We start from the raw sequence: 20884 nt of genomic DNA on the forward strand, positions 1-20884 counted from the left end.
CCTTATCCTTGATCAAGTAACTAATAGAATAACTCCTCAAGCGTAGCTTTTTAAAAATATAACGTTGTTTTTATATGTTTTTTTCTATATCTAAATGATGAATAATGTACTTTGTATTTTTGTAAGGATTTATGTATAAAAACTACTAATATTATCTAAAAGTGAAATATATGAATGAAAAAATATTGACTTGGAAAGACGTGATTAATTTTGCTGTAAATGGAAATCCAGTTCCTGATAAGCGAGTAGAAAAGTCTGAGAATGAGTGGAAAGAAGAATTAACAGATGAACAGTTTAGGATTACTAGACAAAAAGGAACAGAGCGCCCTAATTCAGGGGCTTTATGTAGCGTGTATGAAGCAGGGAAGTATAAATGTGTTTGTTGTGAAACACCTTTGTTCGATTCTTCAATCAAATTTAGCTCAGGTACAGGTTGGCCTAGTTTTACACAACCCATTAAAGAAAATGCAATTAAATATAAAAAAGACACTACTTTTGGTATTGTAAGAGTTGAAGTGATGTGTAATACTTGTGACTCACATTTAGGACATGTTTTTCCAGATGGACCAGAACCAAGTGGATTGCGTTATTGTATTAACTCTGCATCGATGATATTAGATACTGAATAAGAAAATATGAAAACATTAACTGTTGGCGGAGGCTGTTTTTGGTGTATAGAAGCAATTTTTAACCAAATTAATGGTGTTGAAAAAGTAGTTTCTGGATATATGGGAGGTAAAGTTCCAGGAACACCAACCTATAGAGAAGTATGTTCTGGTTTGACTGGTCATGCAGAAGTGATACAAGCTATCTATAATCCAGATATTATAAGTTTAGAAGAACTTTTAGTGATTTTTATGACGAGTCATGATCCTACAACTCTAAATAGACAAGGAGCAGATGTAGGTACCCAATATCGTTCGGTTATTTTTTATGATACAGATGGAGAACGAATGATAGCAGAGAAAGTAATTAAAGAATTAACTCCTTATTTTGATGACGCTATAGTTACTGAAGTAAGTGCTATAACTACATTTCATGAAGCAGAAAAGTATCATCAAAATTACTATGAAAATAATAAAGAACAAATGTATTGTGCTGCGGTAATTTCACCTAAATTATCTAAACTTAGAAAATTACATGCAGATAAGTTAAAAACTGAAAATTAGAAACAAACGTGCTAAACCTTACAATAAAAGACAGTTTTAATAAAGAATTACCTGTAGATTTAGTTAAAGACAATACGCGAAGACAGGTTGTAGAGGCTTGTTTTTCATTTGTAAAACCTAAGAAGACTTCAAATCCTAAGATTTTGCATGTTTCTGAAGATATGGCAAGCAGATTGGGGTTTTACGAAGAAAAAACAAGCTCAGAAGCATTTAAAAATATTTTTACAGGGAACGAAATATATCCAAATACAAATCCGTATGCGATGTGTTATGGTGGTCATCAATTTGGTCATTGGGCAGGTCAATTAGGCGATGGAAGAGCAATCAATTTATTTGAAGTAACTCATAATAAGAAAAACTGGGCTTTACAATTAAAAGGAGCAGGAGAAACTCCGTATTCTCGAACTGCAGATGGATTAGCAGTGTTGCGTTCGTCTATCCGTGAGTATTTGTGTAGCGAAGCTATGTATTACTTAGGAGTACCTACAACTAGAGCATTATCGTTAGCCTTATCGGGAGATCAGGTATTGAGAGATGTGATGTATGATGGTAATCCTGCTTATGAAAAAGGAGCGATTGTATGTAGGGTAGCGGAATCTTTTTTGCGTTTCGGAAATTATCAAATATTCACAGCAAGAGGTGATCTTAAAACATTAAAAACCTTAGTAGATTACACAATTAAGCATCATTTTAAGTATTTAGGAGAACCTTCAAAAAACACGTATATTTCATTTTTTAAAGAAGTAGCTAACCGTAGCCTAGATATGGTAATTCATTGGCAACGAGTTGGGTTTGTACATGGGGTTATGAACACTGATAATATGTCGATTCTTGGCTTAACTATAGATTATGGGCCTTATGGATGGTTAGAAGGTTATGACCATGGATGGACGCCAAATACAACCGACAATACTCATAAACGTTATCGTTACGATAGTCAACCAGAAATTGTATTGTGGAATTTATATCAATTGGCAAATGCACTGTATCCTTTAATTGAAGAAGCTGAACCTTTAGAGGCTATTTTAGAAAGTTACCAAGAGGAGTTTCCTAAAAAGTATTTGAAAATGATGCATTATAAATTAGGGCTTTTTTCTCCCAATGAGATGGATGAAAAATTGATTTTTAATTTAGAAGAAGTACTTCATAAAACAGAAACTGACATGACCATTTTTTTCCGATTGTTATCAAGTGTTTCAAAAAATGATACCGTAAAGGAGGCAATCAGAAAAATAGAAAAAGCATTTTATACATCTTCAGAAGTTGTAGGTGAAATAAAAAAATCTTGGGAAAATTGGTTCCAAAATTATTTAGATAGACTGGAAAAAGAAACTGTTTTGGACGAAGAAAGAAAGGCAAAAATGAATACTGTAAACCCTAAATATGTACTTCGAAATTATATGGCTCAATTAGCAATTGATGATGCCGACAAAGGAAATTATGCATTGCTAAATGAGTTATATGAGCTATTAAAAAAGCCATATGAAGAGCAACCAAAATATGAAAGATGGTTTGCAAAAAGACCTGAATGGGCTCGAAATAAGGTTGGGTGTTCTATGTTATCGTGTAGTTCTTAGAATATTTTCATTGTTAATGTTTTTGTTTAGATGAAATGTTTTAATTAATTGATTTTAAGTAATTTTAATTTATGCATTAAAATATATTCAAAAGGTTTCTTTGAATAAAATTGAAAAATAATTTGGATATTCAATTTTTATAATTGAATATTTGTACTCGTAAAAGTTCAAACACTTATTGACGATGTTATCAAGAAAGGTGGAGGGATTAGACCCTATGAAGCCTTAGCAACCCTTTGTGCAAACAAAGAAGGTGCTAAATTCTACCAGAGTTTTAATAATAAGCTTGTGGATAGATAACTTAAAAGAAGTTTCAATAAAAATAAACTACTGAGACTTCTTGTAATTTCTTTATAACATTTTTCTAGTAAGCAACATCTAAAATAGATGTGTTTTGACTTTTGGTTTTAACAATCAAAAACAAAGAAAAATGAGCAGAGATGCTATTTACAAAAATCTAAAAACACTTAGCATTAATTGTTATACGACTATTAATGGGCAGAGTTATTCTAACATTACACTAAGCTATCAATTGTTTGGTAAAGAATTAGGAACAGCTCCGGTAGTTTTAATTAATCATGCTTTAACAGGAAACAGTAACGTAGCAGGAAAGAGTGGTTGGTGGAACAATTTAATTGGAGATAATAAAGTAATATGTACTAAAGAATATACTGTTATTTGCTTCAATATTCCCGGAAATGGTTTTGACGATTTTCTTATAGAAGATTATAGGAATTTTGTTGCAAGAGATATAGCAAACATCTTTTTATTAGGATTAGAAGCTTTAAAAATCGACAAGCTTTTTGCTTTGATAGGAGGTTCACTTGGTGGAGGAATTGCTTGGGAGATGGTGACGTTAAACCCTAAAATTACACAACATTTAATACCAGTAGCAACCGATTGGAAATCGACTGATTGGTTAATAGCCAATTGTCAAATTCAAGAATTGTTTTTAACTAATTCTAACAATCCGGTTCATGATGCACGTATACATGCAATGTTATGTTACAGAACTCCTGAGTCTTTCAAAAATAGATTTCAACGAACAAAGAATGAAGAACTACAACTTTTTAATGTTGAGAGTTGGTTGTTACATCACGGAAAAAAGTTACAAGAAAGGTATCAGTTAGCTTCATACAAGTTGATGAATCAATTATTAAAAACAATTGATGTAACAAAGGGTAGAGAAGGATTGAATGTTTTAGAAACTATTGAAGCAGACATTCACATTATTGGAGTAGATTCTGACTTATTTTTTACTGCAGAAGAAAATAGAGAAACTCAAAAACAATTAGCATCAGTACATCCTAATGTTACCTATAACGAGATAAATTCAGTGCATGGACACGATGCCTTTTTAATAGAATATGAACAACTAAAAAAGATTGTAGCCCCAATCTTCAATAAAAATTTAACAACTAAAAAAATGAAAGTTTTAAAGTTTGGAGGAAAGTCCTTATCAAATGAAGGAATTCATAATGTAGTTTCTATCATAGAACAAAAGGTAAGTGAAGGAGAACGAATAGCTGTGGTCGTTTCAGCAAGAGGAAATGCAACGGACGAATTAGAAGAACTTTTAGAAAGAGCTGCTAAAAACAAATCTTTTAAAGAACAGTTAGAAGCGTTTCGTTTTGAACAAACCAAATTAACCCCAATGATTGATTTTACCCAAGAATTTTCTCGATTAGAAAAACTTTTTGAAGGTGTTAGTTTATTGGGTGATTATAGCAGTAAAATTAAAGACGAAGTTTTAGCACAAGGAGAATTACTATCAATAAAAACTGTTTCTGAATTACTTGAACAAAAAGGAATAAAAGCGCATCCAACCGATGCAAGAAAGCTTTTAAAAACTGATGAAAATTATGGAAATGCCCAACCATTATTAGAATTATCAAAAGATAATGTAAAAGAACATTTTCAAAACTTTAATGGTGAAATTGTAAACGTTGTTACTGGTTTTATAGCTTCAACCCAAAAGAATGAAACTACAACTTTAGGAAGAAACGGAAGTAACTATACTGCCTCATTATTGGCAAATTATTTAGATGCTGAAGAATTACAAAATTACACCCATGTAGATGGTATTTTTACTGCCAATCCAGATTTGGTTGAAGATGCAAAAAAAATTGAAGAGCTCTCATTTTCTGAAGCAAATGAGTTGGCAAACTTCGGAGCAAATATATTACATGCTAAAACAATTATTCCCTTACTAGAAAAGAATATCAATCTTAGAATTCTTAACACTTTTAAACCTAATGATAGAGGGACATTAATTACGGCAAAATCTAGTTCAAAAGGAATAAAGTCGTTATCGGTATTAGATAATGTTGCACTTATCAATTTTGAAGGAAGAGGTTTGTTAGGCAAAGTTGGTGTGGATGCACGTATTTTCAAAGCACTAAGTAATCATGATATTAGTGTAAGTATTATTTCTCAAGGTTCTTCAGAAAGAGGTATTGGGTTAGTGGTGGGTAAAAATAACTCAGAAGCTGCGGTAAAAGCCTTAGAGCAAGAGTTTGAAAGAGATATACAAACTAAAGATGTAAACCAGATTTCTATACAAGAAGAAGTGTCGGTAATTTCAATTATAGGGCAAGATTTGAGTGAGTTTCATCACCCGTATAATGCTTTAATCAAGAATCAAATAGTTCCATTATTGTTCAACAATACAATTTCTGGTAAAAATGTAAGTTTGGTTGTTAAAAAAGAACATTTACACAAAGCGTTGAATGTAATTCACGGACAAGTTTTTGGGGTTGCCAAAAAGGTAAACATCGCCATTTTCGGAAAAGGTTTAGTAGGCGGAACTTTAATTGATCAGATATTAGATAGTGCACAAAACATTTTAGATAGACGCAAAATTCAGCTTAATATTTTCTCCATAGCAAATTCAAAAACTGTACTATTAACAAAAGATGGAATAACTAAGAACTGGGAAGATTCATTAATTAACACAAAAGAAAATAACCAAATAATTAAAAGTGTTATTGAATTTGCTAAAGAAAATCATTTAGAAAACTTAATTGCAGTAGATAATACTGCAAGCAAAGAATTTACAGAAAACTATATATCATTAATTAATGCAGGTTTCGATTTAGTTTCTTCAAATAAAATAGCCAATACTGTTTCTTACAACTTTTATCAAGAACTTAGAAAAACGTTAGAAGAAAACAAAAAAAACTATTTATATGAAACTAACGTTGGTGCTGGTTTACCTTTAATCGACACGATTAAACTACTTCATGACTCTGGAGAAAATATCACAAGAATTCGAGGCGTTTTTTCAGGTTCATTAAGTTACTTGTTCAATAAATTTTCTGAGGAAGAAGTACAATTTTCAACAGTTTTAAAAGAAGCGATAGATAAAGGATATACAGAACCAGATCCGCGTGAAGATTTATGCGGAAATGATGTAGCAAGAAAACTATTAATCTTAGCTCGTGAGTTAGATTTAGAAAATGAATTTGAAGATATAAACATAGAAAACTTAATTCCATCAGAATTTAGAGAGATCACTTCAGGAGAGTTTTTATCTAACTTAGAAAAACTAGATGCTACATTTCAACATAAAAAAGAAGCTCAAGAGGAAAATTATGTTCTAAGGTATATTGGAGATCTACATGGTGATTTACAACAATCAAAAGGAGAGTTGGATGTGAAATTGGTATCGGTACCACAAAACTCTCCTTTAGGAAGCTTGAAAGGTTCTGACGCCATTTTTGAGATTTATACTGAATCTTACGGAGAGCAACCAATCGTAATTCAAGGAGCAGGAGCAGGAGCAGAAGTAACAGCAAGAGGTGTTTTTGGAGACATTTTACGATTAGCTAAAGCAAACAGCTAAATTATAAAACAGGTTTACTTACCTAAAAAAGAAAATAATGAGTAAGAATTTTGAAACACAAGCAATTAGAACGCAAACGGAACGCACTCAGTTTTCTGAGCATTCAACACCGTTATATTTAACATCAAGTTTTGTATTTGACGATGCTGAAGATATGCGAGCATCTTTTGCAGAAGAAAAAGAGAAAAATTTATACAGCCGATTTTCTAATCCAAACACAACAGAGTTTGTTGATAAAATTGTAACTATGGAAGGCGCTGAAGCAGGATATGCTTTTGCAACAGGTATGGCAGCAGTATTTTCGACTTTTGGAGCGTTGTTAAATGCTGGAGATCATATTGTATCATCAAGATCTGTTTTTGGTTCTACACATAGTTTATTCACTAAATATTTTCCTAAATGGAATATTGAAACTAGCTATTTTAAAGTAGATGAACCAGAAAATATTGAAAGTTTAATTCAGACAAATACTAAGATTTTATATGCAGAAACACCAACCAATCCAGCAGTTGATATTTTAGATTTAGAATTATTAGGAGAAATTGCAAAAAAGCACAATTTATTATTAATAATAGATAATTGCTTTGCCACACCGTATTTGCAAAATCCAATTGAATTTGGAGCAGATTTGGTAATTCATTCCGCAACAAAACTAATTGACGGACAAGGTAGAGTTTTAGGAGGTGTAGCTGTAGGTAAGCAAGAGTTGATACGAGAAATTTACCTCTTTTCTAGAAATACAGGACCTGCTATGTCACCATTTAATGCTTGGGTATTATCAAAAAGTTTAGAAACTCTCTCGATAAGAGTTGAAAAACATTGTGAAAATGCCTTAAAAGTAGCGCAATTTTTAGAAGAGCATCCAAAGGTAAATTTAGTTAAATACCCATTTTTAAAATCTCATCCGCAATATGAAATAGCAAAAAAACAGATGAGATTAGGAGGAAACATTGTAGCTTTTGAAATAAAAGGAGGTATTGAGGCAGGAAGAAAGTTTTTAAATAGCATTCAAATGTGTTCATTATCAGCAAATTTAGGAGATACAAGAACCATAGTTACACATCCTGCATCAACTACCCATAGTAAGCTTAGTTTAGAAGACAGACTTGAAGTTGGTATAACTGATGGATTGGTACGATGTTCAATAGGATTAGAAAATGTAGAAGATGTTATTTATGATTTAAATCAAGCATTAAATTATTAAGAAGTAAAGCATATATTTGTAATATGCTTTCAAAGAAAACTAAATACGGAATTAAAGCACTTACCTTTATTGCTAGGCAAGAAAAAGGAACTATGGTACAAATTGCGACCATTTCTGAAAGTGAAAATATATCCCATAAGTTTTTAGAAAGCATATTACTTACCTTACGAAAAGCAGGTTTTTTAGGAGCCAAAAAAGGAAAAGGAGGAGGTTATTATTTGCTAAAACCTTCCGAAGAAGTTAAAATGACAGATGTTATTAGAACACTTGAAGGACCTATTGCCATGCTACCATGTGTAAGCTTGAATTATTACGAAAAATGTGAAGACTGCCCAGATGAAGATGCATGTTCGGTACATAAATTAATGATTCAAGTTAGAGATAACACACTAGCAGTACTTCGTAATAATACTCTTGCAGATTTAGTATAGTTTAACAAATTGTAAAATTTTGTTATTTATTTAATTTATTCTTTGTGAATTAAAAAGAGAATGTATATTTGTCGATTTAAAACCTAGTATTCCGATAGGGTAATGGTATTTTGAAATGATTGCAGAACAAATAATAGAAAATAAAACGAATTATAAAGAAGATAAGCTTTCTGAAAAACCATTGAGAAGTGTTGTGAAATCTGTTAGCTGGAGAGTTGTTGGTACTGTAGATACTATTCTGATATCATGGATAATTACAGGAAAAGTAAAAACAGCATTCTCAATTGGAGCAATAGAGTTAGGTACAAAAATGATACTATACTTTTTTCATGAAAGATTGTGGAACAATATAAAATGGGGTAAAAAATGAGATTAGAAAACAAATTAAATATTAAAGAATTAAATGAAGGGTTAGAAAAACTATCTCCGAAAGAAATAGTTGAATGGGTTTTTGAATTAAAGAAAAAAACTGTTGTAACTACTAATTTTAGACCTTATGAAGCAGCAATTTTACATTTAATAACTCAGATAAATCCTTCAACAAAAGTAATTTGGTGCGATACAGGATACAACACTCCGCAAACTTATAGACATGCTGAAAAATTAATTGATCAACTAGATTTAAATATTCAGTTATACGTCCCTAAACAAACGGTTGGGTATAGAAATCAAACACTAGGACTACCTTCTGTAGAAGATTCAAGACATCAAATTTTTACTGAACAAGTAAAATTAGAACCTTTTAGAAGAGCTATGGAAGAACATCAACCAGAAATTTGGTTTACAAACCTAAGAAAAGGACAAACTGCTTTTAGAGATAATATTGGTATTCTTTCATACAGTAAAGACGGAATTTTAAAAGTAAGTCCTTTTTATCACTGGTCAGATTCAGAATTAGATACCTATTTAGAAGAACAACAATTACCAAACGAGTTTAAATATTTCGATCCAACAAAAGTAGAAAGTAATAGAGAATGTGGTTTGCATATTTAAAAGATATGATTATGAATACAAGAACATTGCATGTAAATACATTAGAAAGCGAAGCTATATTTATTTTAAGAGAAGTAGTCGCACAATTTGAAAAGCCAGTACTATTATTTTCTGGAGGGAAAGATAGTATTACACTGGTGCGACTGGCTCAAAAAGCATTTTACCCAGCTAAAATTCCTTTTCCACTAATGCATATTGATACTGGTCATAATTTTCCTGAAACAATAGAATTTAGAGACAAGTTAGCTAAAGAATTAGGTGTTGAGTTAATTGTACGAAATGTACAAGACAATATTGATGCTGGTAAAGTAAAAGAAGAAACGGGGAAATACGCGAGCCGAAACATGCTACAAACTGAAACGTTATTAGATGCCATAGAAGAATTTGGTTTCGATGCATGTATCGGCGGTGCGCGTAGAGATGAAGAAAAAGCGAGAGCTAAAGAACGAATCTTTTCTGTGAGAGACGATTTCGGACAATGGGATGAGAAAAACCAACGTCCTGAGTTATTTGATATGCTGAATGGAAGAATAGACCTTGGGCAAAACGTACGAGTTTTTCCAATATCAAACTGGACAGAGTTAGATGTATGGTCGTATATAGAACAAGAGAGAATTGAAATTCCATCAATTTATTTTGCTCACAAAAGAAAAACCTTTGTTCGTGATGGTATGATTTGGTCGGCAGAAGACGGAGTGGTATATCGTGATGAAGATGAAGTAGTAGAAGAACGCATAGTTCGTTTCCGTACGGTAGGAGATATGTCATGTACCGCAGCTGTATTGTCTGATGCAGTTAGTATAGATAAAGTAGTTTCAGAGATTAGAGAATCTACAATTTCTGAAAGAGGTGCAAGAATAGATGATAAACGCTCAGAAGCAGCCATGGAAAAACGTAAGCAACAAGGGTATTTTTAAAGTAAAACCAATAGTTAGATAACAATAACTATTCAACGAACAGAACACATGAAAGTATTAAAAATAGCAACAGCAGGAAGTGTAGATGATGGGAAAAGTACCTTAATCGGTCGACTTTTATACGATACAAAATCACTAACAGACGATAAATTACAAGCTATAGAAGAAAAAAGTAAGCAATTAGGTTTTGATTATTTAGATTTTTCTTTAGCAACCGATGGTTTAGTGGCAGAAAGAGAACAAGGAATTACTATTGATGTAGCTCATATTTATTTTTCTACTCCAAAAATCAGTTTTATAATAGCAGATACCCCTGGGCATATCGAATATACTAGAAACATGGTAACAGGTGCTTCTAACTCTCAAGCTTCTATTGTGTTAGTAGATGCTAGAAATGGCGTAGTAGAGCAAACCTATCGCCACTTTTTTATCAATAATTTATTACGAGTAAAAGATGTGATAATTGCTGTAAATAAAATGGATTTGGCGAATTATTCTGAAGAAAAGTTTAATCAAATAAAAAATGAAATAAACTATTTAGTTGAAAAAAGTTCTTACAAAAATCAAAAAATAACGTTCATTCCTATTTCAGCATTGCATGGTGAAAATGTTGTAAATGTATCATCAAAAATGCCTTGGTATAAAGGGAAATCATTATTAGAACATTTAGAAAACTTATATATTGAGGATATTCAAGAACAATCTTTAGTACGTTTTCCTATTCAAACAGTAATTCGTCCAAAAACAGAAGAGTATCATGATTTTAGAGGGTATGCAGGTAAAATATATGGAGGCAATTTACAAGTTGGTGATAATGTAACTATACTTCCCTCAGCAACACAAAGTAAAATTAAAACCATTCACTTTTTCGATAAAGAATTTGTAAAAGCTGAAAGTGGAAGTTCGGTTACGATAACACTAGAAGATGACGTAAATATTAGTAGAGGTGATATGCTTGTAAAAACAGGAGAAGAACCAAAAATTGAAAAGCAAGTAACAGCAACTGTTTGTTGGATGGATAAAACTCCTTTACAAAACTCAAACAAATATTATATACAACACGGAGTAAACAATGCGCAAGCAAAGATTACCGATGTAAAATCTATTATTAAAACTGATTTTTCGGGAGTTGAAGAAAATTCACCTTCAAAACTAACTTTAAATCAAATTGGTGAAATCACTTTAAAAGCTAGCAAGCCTTTGTTTATAGATGCTTACAAAGACAATAAAACAAACGGAACTTTTATTCTTATAGATCCTAAAACCAATAATACCGCAGGTGTAGGTTTTATTCAATAACAACACACATATGGCAATAATAATAACCGACGAATGCATTAACTGTGGTGCTTGCGAACCAGAATGCCCAAATACAGCCATTTATGAAGGCGCTGTAGGTTGGAAATATAACGAAGGAACTTCTCTTAACGGAACATCTAAACTTCCTAACGGAAAAGAAATTGATACCGATGAAGAGCAAGATCCGATATCAGATGAGTATTATTTTATAGTTCCTGATAAATGTACCGAATGCGTAGGTTTTCATGAGGAGCCTCAATGTGCTGCCGTTTGTCCTGTAGATTGCTGTATTCCTGATGAAAACACTATAGAAACAGAAGAAGAACTGTTAACAAAACAACATTTTTTACACAACTAAAATTAAAACAACTTTGATATGCAAAGTTTTAGAAGCGAAATAGAAAATCCAGTTGTAGAAAAAGATATTCTAGAACTAGAACGTAAAATCCGACTTTTTAAAGAAGGTAAAATAGATGAAGAACGCTTTCGTAGCTTGCGTTTAGCACGTGGTGTTTACGGGCAACGACAATTAGGAGTACAAATGATTCGTATTAAATTGCCTTACGGTAAAGTAACGAGCCAGCAATTGCATAGGATTGCCGATGTTTCTGATGAATACTCAACAGGAAAATTACACATTACTACACGTCAAGACATACAAATTCATCATGTAAGTTTAGATAGAGCTCCCGAATTATGGGCTCAATTAGAAAAAGATGATATAACATTAAGAGAAGCTTGTGGTAATGCTGTTCGTAATGTTACAGCATCTGAAACTGCTGGGATTGACCCTAAAGAACCATTTGATGTAACACCGTATGCACACGCAACTTTTCAATTTTTCTTACGCAATCCAATTTGCCAAGAAATGGGAAGAAAATTTAAAATTTCATTCTCTGCTACTGATGAAGATTCAGCATTAAGTTTTATGCATGATCTAGGTTTTATTCCTAAAGTTCTAACGGTAAATGGAATAGAAGAAAGAGGATTTAAAGTATTGTTAGCTGGTGGATTGGGATCTCAACCTAGAGAAGCAGATGTATTTTATGAATTTTTAGAAGAAAACTTATTAATCCCAACCATTGAAGGAGTATTACGTGTTTTTGATCGTTTTGGAGAACGTACAAAAAGAGCCAAAGCTCGTTTGAAGTTTTTAGTAAAAGAAATCGGGTTAGAGGAATTCATTCAACTTGTTGAAGAAGAAAAAAAAGCATTAGCATATCAAGCTTACCCAATTAATTTGATTGAGTTTGAGAAATCAATTCAATTTAACACTAATAAAATACCTCATGTAAATATTATTGATAATGAAGAGTTTAAAACTTGGAAGAAAACTAATGTATTTAAACAGAAACAAAGAGGTTTATATGCGATAGGTATAAAAGTTACTTTAGGGGACTTTACAACCGATAAAGCAAGAAAATTAGCAGATTTAATAAGGCAGTACGCAGCAAATGAATTACGCTTTACCTTACGCCAAAACATATTAATTCGTCATGTAAAAGAAGCGTTTTTATCATTTTTTTATACTGAATTACAAAAATTAGGCTTTGCTGAAGTTGGTTACAATAGTTTAACAGATATTACTGCTTGTCCTGGCACAGATACTTGTAATTTAGGAATTGCAAGCAGTACAGGTATTGCATTAGAGTTAGAAAAAGTTCTAAAAAATGAATACCCTGAATATGCCGAAAACAAAAGCCTTACTATTAAAATTAGTGGCTGTATGAATGCTTGTGGGCAACATAATATGGCACATATTGGTTATCAAGGAATGTCTATTAATTCAGGTAAATTTGTAGCTCCTGCATTACAAGTTCTTATCGGTGGAGGTGTTTTAGGGAACGGTAAAGGTCGTTTTGCCGATAAACTAATAAAAATACCGAGTAAAAGAGGTCCTGAATCGTTACGAATTTTGTTAAATGATTTTGAAATAAATCAGCAAAGAAATGAAGATTTTTTAACGTACTATGATAGACAAGGAAAAACCTACTTTTACGATATCTTAAAACATTTATCTGACACCGATAATTTAACAGAAGGCGATTTTATTGATTGGGGGCACGACAAACAATACGTTAAAGCTATTGGAGTGGGCGAATGCGCCGGAGTAGTTATCGATTTGGTAGCAACACTACTTTTTGAGAGTGAAGAAAAGTTAGAAAATGCCTCACTAGCTTTGCAAGAAAAACAATGGTCAGATAGTATTTATTATTCCTATTCAGCACTTATTAATACCGCGAAAGCTATTTTAACTTCCGAAGGAGAAAAAACGAATACGCATGCAGGTATTATTAAAAATTTTGATGACGTATTTACAAATACGCAAACCATCGTTTTACCAACATCATTTTCAGAAATTGTTCATCAAATCAATAAAAATGAACCTTCAGAAGAATTTGCTAATCAATATTTAAGTTCAGCGAAAAACTTTTATAAAACTATTGATGCATTTAGAAAAATAGTAGTACAAAGCTAATCGTAACATCATGAAAAAATTACCAAAACTAACAGTAGTTGGTGCAGGTCCTGGAGATGCTGAATTAATTACTGTAAAAGCTATTAACACCTTAAAAAAAGCGGATGTTGTTCTATATGATGCATTGGTAAACAAAGAATTACTACAATATGTGTCAACAAAAGCTGAATTAATTTTTGTGGGTAAACGCAGAGGTTGCTATAGTTACCAGCAAGAACAAATAAACGATTTAATTGTAGCTAGAGCATATTCTCACGGACATGTAGTTCGTTTAAAAGGTGGCGATCCGTTTATTTTTGGTCGTGGTGCTGAAGAAATGGAATTCGCAGCTAAATACGGTATAGAAGTAGCGGTAGTTCCAGGAATTTCATCATCATTAGCAGTTCCTGCTTATCAAAATATTCCGTTAACAAAAAGAGGAAGCTCAGAAAGTTTTTGGGTGATTACTGGTACAACAAAACAACACCAATTATCAAACGATGTTGCTTTAGCTGCAAAATCAACCGCTACAGTCGTTATTTTAATGGGAATGGGTAAATTATCAGAAATTATTCGCCTTTTCAAACAAGAAAATAAATATAATTTACCCGTTGGAATTATTCAAAACGGAACAACTCCTCAAGAAAAAGTAGGTATCGGAACTATTGATTCTATTGAAGACATTGTGGAAAAACAACAACTAAGCAATCCTGCAATCATCATTATAGGTGAAGTTGTATATCACAGGCAACAATTGTTACAAATTCAGCAAGAACTAGCCATAAAAGAAGTAGTATAATAAGTATGGAAAGAAATAATTTATATCCAATTTTTTTAAAAACACATCAGCTAAACATTTTGTTGGTGGGTGGAGGTACTGTTGGATTAGAAAAATTAAGTTTTTTACTTAAATCTAGTCCAAAAGCGAATGTACAAATTGTAGCTCCTGAAGTAAAAAAAGAAATACTTGACCTTATCAAAAATAAGAATGTAGCCATTGCAAATTCGGTTTATAAAAAGAAGTATTTGCACAATAAAAATTTAGTAATCGTTGCTACCAATAATTATAAAATAAATGAAGAAGTATATTATGATTGCAAGGAGCAAAACATTTTAGTAAATGTAGCTGATACACCTGATTTATGTGATTTTTACTTAGGCGGAATTGTAACCAAAGGAAACGTAAAAGTAGCCATTTCAACTAATGGAAAGTCGCCAACAACTGCTAAACGATTGCGTCAGTTTTTTGAAGAAGTAATTCCAGAAGACATTAATCATTTAGTTGAAAATTTAAATAACTATAGAAAAACAATCAAAGGAAACTTTGAACAGAAAGTAGAAATACTAAACAAATTAACAGAGAGTTTAGTAAAATAATGTCATTGCGAACAACGTGAAGCAATCTGTAAGTCGATAAACAGATTACTGTATTGACAAAAAATAAATGAAAGATGATACAAACAGATATATTAATTATAGGAGCAGGACCAACAGGGTTATTTACAGTTTTTGAAGCAGGATTATTAAAACTACGTTGTCATTTAATAGATGCCTTACCACAACCAGGTGGGCAGTGTTCAGAAATTTATCCGAAGAAACCTATTTATGATATTCCTGCATATCCAGAGATTTTAGCAGGAGATTTAACCAACAAATTGCTAGAACAAATCAAACAATTTGAACCTGGTTTTACCTTAGGCGAAAGAGCTGATTCTATTGAAAGACAAGATGACGGAACTTTTATTATAACTACCAACAAAGGAACAAAGCACAAAGCACCTGTGGTAGCTATTGCAGGTGGTTTGGGGAGTTTTGAACCTCGTAAACCTTTAATAGAAAATATTGCAAAATTTGAAGATAAAGGGGTAGAATACATGATTAAAGAACCAGAGTTATACCGCGATAAAGATGTGGTAATTGCTGGGGGGGGAGATTCTGCTTTAGATTGGTCTATCTTTTTAACAGATATAGCAAAATCAGTAACCTTAATTCATAGAAGAAACGAATTTAGAGGCGCGTTAGATTCTGTTGAAAAAGTACAAGAATTGAAGAACTTAGGCAAGATTCATTTAATTACACCTGCAGAGGTAAAAGGTATTTTAGGTAATGATCACGTAACAGGTGTGGTTGTTGAGGAAAAAGATAATGAACCTTATATTTTAGATACCGATCATTTTATCCCGTTATTTGGGCTCGCTCCAAAACTTGGACCAATTGCTAATTGGGGGCTAGAAATAGAGAAAAATGCCATTAAAGTAAACAATGCATTAGACTATCAAACCAATATTCCTGGTATTTATGCCATTGGTGATGTAAACACCTATCCAGGAAAGTTAAAACTGATTTTATGCGGTTTTCATGAAGCTACTTTAATGTGCCAAAGTGCCTACCAAAGAATCCATCCAGATAAAAAATATGTGATGAAATACACAACTGTTGGCGGAGTTGAAGGATTTGACGGAACAAAAAAAGAAGCGCCTAAAGCAGTAGTAAAAGCTATCGAATAATGAGTCAAGATATAACACTTAAAATTACCGACCGTGAGGGTGTAATGTACGAAGTACTTGCTCCGACTGATATGGCAATGAATTTAATGGAAGTAGTCCGTTCTTATGAACTTGTCCCAGAAGGGACTATTGGAATTTGTGGAGGAATAGCGATGTGCGCTTCTTGTCAATGTTATATCAATTCAAATCACGAATTACCAGCAATAAACGATGATGAAGAAGCAATGCTTTCTGAAGCTTTTTTTGTAGAAAAGAATAGTAGATTAGGGTGTCAAATTTCTATAACTAATGAATTAGACGGACTAGAAGTTGAATTAGCTCCTGAATGTTAAGTATTTTTGTAGAAAGAAGTAAAGATATGCAGTTTAAACAGTACGATTTATCACTAAAAGATGATGTAGAGGTTTTTACCAAACAATTATTTTATGCCTTGTTTAATGATGTTTGTCAAGAAAAAGCAGAACATTTAAAAAATCAATTTGTAAGAATTTTAAATGGACTTGCTGTTGACAATGCGTTGGAAGTGTGGAGGGAATACCAACAATCATTTTGTGAAATACGAGAAAAGTTAGATTTAGATGCCAAAGCATTTGAAAAAACTGATCCTGCGTGTAAAAGTTTAGGAGAAGTGTATTTAGCTTATCCAGGGTTTCACGCCATTGCTGTATATCGATTGAGTCATGAATTGTATAAAATGGAAATTCCGATTTTACCAAGAATGATGAGTGAATACGCACATGGACTCACAGGAACTGACATTCACCCTGGAGCCACTATTGGCGATTCCTTTTTTATAGATCACGCAACAGGAATTGTAATTGGTGAAACCACGATAATTAAAGAAAATGTAAAAATTTATCAGGGAGTTACTTTAGGAGGAATTCAAGTAAAAAAAGAATTGGCATCTACAAAAAGGCACCCAACGATTGAAAATAACGTAACCATTTATGCCAACGCCACTATTTTAGGAGGCGATGTTGTAATAGGAAAAGATAGCATTATAGGTGCAAATGTTTGCGTAACAACTTCGGTACCCGAAGGATCTATTGTAACCTATGAGTCAGAAAATAAAATAACCACTAGAAAATCCTATGTTAAATAATGTAGGTAAAACCAACCATGAAAACTAAAACAATTGTAGATAGCATAGGAAACACTCCGTTAATAGAAGTTTCTAGCATCCTTCAAAAAGAAGGGGTAAAACTCTTGTTAAAACTAGAAGGAAACAACCCAGGCGGAAGCGTTAAAGATCGTGCGGCTTATAATATGATTGCAGAAGCTATCAAGAGAAAAAATATCCGACAAGGAGATTATTTAGTAGAAGCCACTAGCGGAAATACAGGAATTGCATTAGCACTCATGGCAAAAGTATTAGGGGTAAACATGGTATTGGTAATGCCAGAAAACTCTACCGAAGAACGTGTAAAAACCATGCGTGCTTACGGAGCTGAGGTTATTTTAACTGATGCGGAAAAAGGAATAGAAGGCTCTAGAGATATAGCACTAGAGCTACGCTATAAAAAAGGCTATTTTATGCTGAATCAGTTTGAAAACAACGATAACTGGAAAGCACATTATAAAACTACTGGTCCAGAAATTTGGAACGATACCGAGGGTGAAGTAACTCATTTTGTATCTGCTATGGGAACAACAGGAACTATTATGGGAGTTTCTACCTATTTAAAAGAGCAAAACCCTGAAGTACAAATTATTGGAGCGCAACCTAAAGACGGAGCAAAAATTCCTGGAATTCGTAAATGGTCGCCAGCATATCAGCCTAAGTTTTTTAATAGAAATAAAGTAGATAAAGTGGTAGAGCTAGATGAAAACGATGCTAAAAACATGACCAGAAAATTAGCACAAGAAGAAGGGGTATTTGCAGGTATGAGTAGTGGAGGATCAGTACATGCAGCTTTAGAAATAGCCAAAACTATTGATAAAGGTGTTATTGTAGCAGTTATTTGCGACAGAGGCGACCGCTATTTGTCATCTGACTTATTTCAATAAAAGGAATTCAATACAACGTGTTTGTATAAGCTTTGTTGCGTTAATTTAGCGGTAAATTTACTAAATAATTACAGACCAAGAAAGTCCGCGAGGACTTTCGCAAGTAGGAAAAAAGCCAGCAATAAAGTTTATACGGTGTTGTAAAACGTTTTTTTAAATTCTTAAATATAATTCAGTTTTTACAGGAGTTTTATTAATATATCCTGGTGAATAATTCAATTTTTCTATTATTAATTCCGTTATTTTCTCTTTTTGTATAGTTGTTAGTTTTTTCGGAGTTCTTAATTTAATTGACTCTTTTAAAACTTTTCCTTTTGTATCTATTGAAAACAAAATTGATATTTTATTTATCTTAAAAATGGAGTTCAATTCTATTTTGAAAGTTTCAATACTTGATAATAATTCAGGTTTTTTGTCTGTATATTTAATTTTATAAGCATCAAATGAATTAATAAAATCATATTTCTTTTTGTATTTTTTCTCGTCATTTTCACTCATTTCCTTACTCTTAATTTTAAAAGTAATAATTTTAGAGTTGACTATTTTTTTTGTCTTAAAAGAAATCTCATTTATTTTTAATTCGTAATTAATATTGATTTGGTCATTCGTTTTAAATGGATTTTGGCTAAATTCAATTTTTGAATTCGCTACTTTAAATTCAGTTGAATTCTCATTAATTACATCTGTCCAATAATTATAATAGACTGATTTTATTTCTAAATTTTCGTTAACTTTTATTAATGTAGTTTCTCCAGTAAATCCTGAATACAAACAATTATAAATCCAAATTTCGTTATCTGAAACTCGCTCAAAAAGAACTTTTTCAGATTTGTCAAATTCATTCGAAGTGTTTTGTTTTTCTTCTAAAATCTCAACATTTCTTGCTTTTTCATTATTTTTCAATTTTTCTTCATTTTTTTTACCAGAACAAGAAAAACTAAAAGTTATAATTAAAGCAAATAATATGTTTAAAACTCTCTTCATAAATGTTTTACAACTTGTTATATAAGAACTAAAATTACTGTTATCCGTTTGTTAAAATGTGATATGTGGAGTTTTTAGCAATTTTATTCTTCTTTTTCGAGCATCTAATATAAAATAAAATTGTATTGCTACCTAATGGTAGTAGGCTCTTTTTAGGTGTTAATTTAATTCTAAAATAAAAAGTTGTGTAAATAAAAAATAATACTATAACTTTGCCCTGTTCATTAACGTATTGATGTTATCAAGAAAGGTGGAGGGAATAGACCCTTTGAAACCTTAGCAACCCTTTGAGCAAACAAAGAAGGTGCTACATTCTACTGTATATTCTAAATTTATTTTAAGACTAACAGAGAGATAACGAAAAGAAGTTTTTACTTCCTCTTTTCCTGATAACTCGTACACTAACTATCAGGAATGCCTAACATTTATCAAGAAATACAAAAACGAATCCTCGTGCTCGATGGCGCTATGGGAACCATGCTTCAGCAATATAAATTTTCTGAAGAAGATTTTCGCGGAGAACGTTTTAAAGACTACCCAACTCCCTTACAAGGAAACAACGATTTGTTATCCATCACACAACCCGAAGCGGTAAAAGAAGTACACAGAAAATACTTTGCGGCTGGTGCGGATATTGTAGAAACCAACACTTTTTCTGGTACAACTATCGCCATGGCAGATTACCAAATGGAAGATTTGGTGTATGAGTTAAATTACAAATCTGCCAAAATAGCCAAAGAAGTAGCGGAGGAATTTACAGCGAAAGAACCACACAAACCTCGTTTTGTAGCAGGTTCTATCGGACCTACCAATCGTACTGCAAGTATGTCTCCCGATGTAAACGACCCAGGGTACAGAGCGGTTACTTTTGATGAATTGCGTATTGCGTATAAACAACAAGTAGAAGCCTTAATAGACGGAGGTTCTGATATTTTGTTGGTAGAAACCGTATTTGACACCTTAAACGCCAAAGCAGCTTTATTTGCTATTGAAGAAGTAAAGACTGAACGAAATATTGAAGTTCCAATCATGGTTTCAGGAACCATCACCGATGCTTCAGGAAGAACTTTATCTGGACAAACTGCCGAGGCTTTTTTAATATCCATTTCTCATATTCCGTTATTATCAGTAGGATTCAATTGTGCTTTAGGGGCTAATTTATTGCAACCACATTTAGAAGCGATTGCTTCAAAAACAGACTATGCGATTTCTGCACATCCGAATGCAGGATTGCCAAATGCTTTTGGAGAATATGATGAAACTCCAGAAGAAATGGCAACTCAAATAGAAGAGTATCTAAAAAAGAATTTAATAAACATTATAGGAGGGTGTTGTGGTACTACGCCTAAACATATTTCAGAGATTGCAACTATTGCAGCAAAGTATAAACCTAGAGGATTAGTAATAAAGTACGATTCGGACATATAAAAACTGAAAAGAATTGAGAGTATTGACTTTTTGATTCGTTTTGTGTCAAGACAAAATGAATATATA

20 protein-coding genes and 2 riboswitches are annotated in these 20884 nt (G+C 32.4%); of the genes, 19 read left to right on the forward strand and 1 reads right to left on the reverse strand.

The genetic code is table 11. The features are described 5' to 3' along the window. The first annotated feature begins 182 nt into the window (after positions 1-182). From msrB to cysM, 18 genes are all read left to right on the forward strand, one after another. Positions 183-629 carry a peptide-methionine (R)-S-oxide reductase MsrB gene (gene msrB / locus ACKTST_RS05425; RefSeq protein WP_408047223.1) on the forward strand — a complete coding sequence of 149 codons (447 nt, stop codon included), beginning with the start codon at positions 183-185 and terminating at the stop codon, positions 627-629. A gap of 6 nt (positions 630-635) precedes the next feature. Beyond that, positions 636-1169 carry a peptide-methionine (S)-S-oxide reductase MsrA gene (gene msrA, locus ACKTST_RS05430; protein WP_408046728.1) on the forward strand — a complete coding sequence of 178 codons (534 nt, stop codon included), beginning with the start codon at positions 636-638 and terminating at the stop codon, positions 1167-1169. Between the two features lie 8 nt (positions 1170-1177). After that, the gene (locus ACKTST_RS05435; protein ID WP_408046729.1) at positions 1178-2746 is read left to right on the forward strand and encodes a protein adenylyltransferase SelO; all 1569 of its coding nucleotides are present in this window, start codon (positions 1178-1180) and stop codon (positions 2744-2746) included. A gap of 184 nt (positions 2747-2930) precedes the next feature. Next, a riboswitch (SAM riboswitch) is annotated at positions 2931-3049 on the forward strand. Between the two features lie 127 nt (positions 3050-3176). Next, positions 3177-6590, forward strand: a complete 3414-nt coding sequence (thrA, locus tag ACKTST_RS05440; RefSeq protein WP_408046730.1) for a bifunctional aspartate kinase/homoserine dehydrogenase I — start codon at positions 3177-3179, stop codon at positions 6588-6590. Between the two features lie 37 nt (positions 6591-6627). After that, positions 6628-7794 (forward strand): trans-sulfuration enzyme family protein, encoded by a 1167-nt coding sequence (locus tag ACKTST_RS05445; protein WP_408046731.1) that lies wholly within the window; start codon positions 6628-6630, stop codon positions 7792-7794. A 23-nt stretch (positions 7795-7817) separates the two neighbouring features. Then, a complete protein-coding gene (locus ACKTST_RS05450) occupies positions 7818-8225 on the forward strand; it encodes an RrF2 family transcriptional regulator (protein WP_408046732.1) in 408 nt (135 codons plus the stop codon). Between the two features lie 115 nt (positions 8226-8340). After that, on the forward strand, positions 8341-8595 hold the full coding sequence (locus ACKTST_RS05455) for a DUF2061 domain-containing protein (protein WP_408046733.1): 255 nt from the start codon (positions 8341-8343) through the stop codon (positions 8593-8595). Continuing rightward, the gene (locus ACKTST_RS05460) at positions 8592-9218 is read left to right on the forward strand and encodes a phosphoadenosine phosphosulfate reductase domain-containing protein (RefSeq protein ID WP_408046734.1); all 627 of its coding nucleotides are present in this window, start codon (positions 8592-8594) and stop codon (positions 9216-9218) included. The genes ACKTST_RS05455 and ACKTST_RS05460 overlap by 4 nt, the downstream gene beginning before the upstream one ends. Positions 9219-9229: 11 nt before the next feature. After that, positions 9230-10135, forward strand: a complete 906-nt coding sequence (gene cysD / locus ACKTST_RS05465; protein ID WP_408046735.1) for a sulfate adenylyltransferase subunit CysD — start codon at positions 9230-9232, stop codon at positions 10133-10135. A gap of 48 nt (positions 10136-10183) precedes the next feature. After that, complete coding sequence (locus ACKTST_RS05470; RefSeq protein ID WP_408046736.1) at positions 10184-11434, forward strand: sulfate adenylyltransferase subunit 1; 1251 nt, start codon at positions 10184-10186, stop codon at positions 11432-11434. Between the two features lie 10 nt (positions 11435-11444). Then, on the forward strand, positions 11445-11792 hold the full coding sequence (locus ACKTST_RS05475; RefSeq protein WP_408046737.1) for a 4Fe-4S dicluster domain-containing protein: 348 nt from the start codon (positions 11445-11447) through the stop codon (positions 11790-11792). A gap of 18 nt (positions 11793-11810) precedes the next feature. After that, on the forward strand, positions 11811-13913 hold the full coding sequence (locus tag ACKTST_RS05480; protein ID WP_408046738.1) for a HEPN domain-containing protein: 2103 nt from the start codon (positions 11811-11813) through the stop codon (positions 13911-13913). 10 nt (positions 13914-13923) lie between these two features. Next, positions 13924-14691, forward strand: a complete 768-nt coding sequence (gene cobA / locus ACKTST_RS05485) for a uroporphyrinogen-III C-methyltransferase (RefSeq protein ID WP_408046739.1) — start codon at positions 13924-13926, stop codon at positions 14689-14691. 5 nt (positions 14692-14696) lie between these two features. After that, entirely contained in the window at positions 14697-15269 is a 573-nt protein-coding gene (locus ACKTST_RS05490; RefSeq protein ID WP_408046740.1) for a precorrin-2 dehydrogenase/sirohydrochlorin ferrochelatase family protein, read from the forward strand. Positions 15270-15343: 74 nt separating this feature from the next. Continuing rightward, the gene (locus tag ACKTST_RS05495; protein WP_408046741.1) at positions 15344-16399 is read left to right on the forward strand and encodes an NAD(P)/FAD-dependent oxidoreductase; all 1056 of its coding nucleotides are present in this window, start codon (positions 15344-15346) and stop codon (positions 16397-16399) included. Beyond that, positions 16399-16731, forward strand: coding sequence for a 2Fe-2S iron-sulfur cluster-binding family protein (locus ACKTST_RS05500; RefSeq protein WP_408046742.1), 333 nt, complete (start codon positions 16399-16401; stop codon positions 16729-16731). Before ACKTST_RS05495 ends, ACKTST_RS05500 begins: the two co-directional genes overlap by 1 nt. Beyond that, a complete protein-coding gene (gene epsC / locus ACKTST_RS05505; protein WP_408046743.1) occupies positions 16725-17501 on the forward strand; it encodes a serine O-acetyltransferase EpsC in 777 nt (258 codons plus the stop codon). Before ACKTST_RS05500 ends, epsC begins: the two co-directional genes overlap by 7 nt. 17 nt (positions 17502-17518) lie before the next feature. Next, entirely contained in the window at positions 17519-18406 is an 888-nt protein-coding gene (gene cysM / locus ACKTST_RS05510) for a cysteine synthase CysM (RefSeq protein WP_408046744.1), read from the forward strand. A gap of 153 nt (positions 18407-18559) precedes the next feature. Here cysM and ACKTST_RS05515 read toward each other — a convergent pair whose 3' ends face one another. Beyond that, positions 18560-19390 (reverse strand): hypothetical protein, encoded by an 831-nt coding sequence (locus ACKTST_RS05515; protein ID WP_408046745.1) that lies wholly within the window; start codon positions 19388-19390, stop codon positions 18560-18562. Between the two features lie 235 nt (positions 19391-19625). Continuing rightward, positions 19626-19751, forward strand: a riboswitch (SAM riboswitch). 53 nt (positions 19752-19804) lie between these two features. Here ACKTST_RS05515 and ACKTST_RS05520 point away from each other — a divergent pair. Then, positions 19805-20818 (forward strand): homocysteine S-methyltransferase family protein, encoded by a 1014-nt coding sequence (locus ACKTST_RS05520; RefSeq protein ID WP_408046746.1) that lies wholly within the window; start codon positions 19805-19807, stop codon positions 20816-20818. The last annotated feature ends 66 nt before the right edge of the window (positions 20819-20884 follow it).

The sequence above is a fragment of the Tenacibaculum crassostreae genome (assembly GCF_964512405.1).
GTDB classification, from domain to species: Bacteria; Bacteroidota; Bacteroidia; order Flavobacteriales; family Flavobacteriaceae; genus Polaribacter; species Polaribacter crassostreae.

Coding starts and splice junctions, on each gene's coding strand:
- thrA (WP_408046730.1), top strand. CDS start 3,177: ATGAGCAGAGATGCTATTTACAAAAATCTAAAAACACTTAGCATTAAT.
- ACKTST_RS05470 (WP_408046736.1), top strand. CDS start 10,184: ATGAAAGTATTAAAAATAGCAACAGCAGGAAGTGTAGATGATGGGAAA.
- cobA (WP_408046739.1), top strand. CDS start 13,924: ATGAAAAAATTACCAAAACTAACAGTAGTTGGTGCAGGTCCTGGAGAT.
- ACKTST_RS05520 (WP_408046746.1), top strand. CDS start 19,805: ATGCCTAACATTTATCAAGAAATACAAAAACGAATCCTCGTGCTCGAT.
- ACKTST_RS05460 (WP_408046734.1), top strand. CDS start 8,592: ATGAGATTAGAAAACAAATTAAATATTAAAGAATTAAATGAAGGGTTA.
- ACKTST_RS05450 (WP_408046732.1), top strand. CDS start 7,818: ATGCTTTCAAAGAAAACTAAATACGGAATTAAAGCACTTACCTTTATT.
- ACKTST_RS05490 (WP_408046740.1), top strand. CDS start 14,697: ATGGAAAGAAATAATTTATATCCAATTTTTTTAAAAACACATCAGCTA.
- ACKTST_RS05500 (WP_408046742.1), top strand. CDS start 16,399: ATGAGTCAAGATATAACACTTAAAATTACCGACCGTGAGGGTGTAATG.
- cysM (WP_408046744.1), top strand. CDS start 17,519: ATGAAAACTAAAACAATTGTAGATAGCATAGGAAACACTCCGTTAATA.
- ACKTST_RS05515 (WP_408046745.1), bottom strand. CDS start 19,390: ATGAAGAGAGTTTTAAACATATTATTTGCTTTAATTATAACTTTTAGT.
- msrA (WP_408046728.1), top strand. CDS start 636: ATGAAAACATTAACTGTTGGCGGAGGCTGTTTTTGGTGTATAGAAGCA.
- ACKTST_RS05475 (WP_408046737.1), top strand. CDS start 11,445: ATGGCAATAATAATAACCGACGAATGCATTAACTGTGGTGCTTGCGAA.
- ACKTST_RS05445 (WP_408046731.1), top strand. CDS start 6,628: ATGAGTAAGAATTTTGAAACACAAGCAATTAGAACGCAAACGGAACGC.
- ACKTST_RS05495 (WP_408046741.1), top strand. CDS start 15,344: ATGATACAAACAGATATATTAATTATAGGAGCAGGACCAACAGGGTTA.
- ACKTST_RS05455 (WP_408046733.1), top strand. CDS start 8,341: ATGATTGCAGAACAAATAATAGAAAATAAAACGAATTATAAAGAAGAT.
- cysD (WP_408046735.1), top strand. CDS start 9,230: ATGAATACAAGAACATTGCATGTAAATACATTAGAAAGCGAAGCTATA.
- epsC (WP_408046743.1), top strand. CDS start 16,725: ATGTTAAGTATTTTTGTAGAAAGAAGTAAAGATATGCAGTTTAAACAG.
- ACKTST_RS05480 (WP_408046738.1), top strand. CDS start 11,811: ATGCAAAGTTTTAGAAGCGAAATAGAAAATCCAGTTGTAGAAAAAGAT.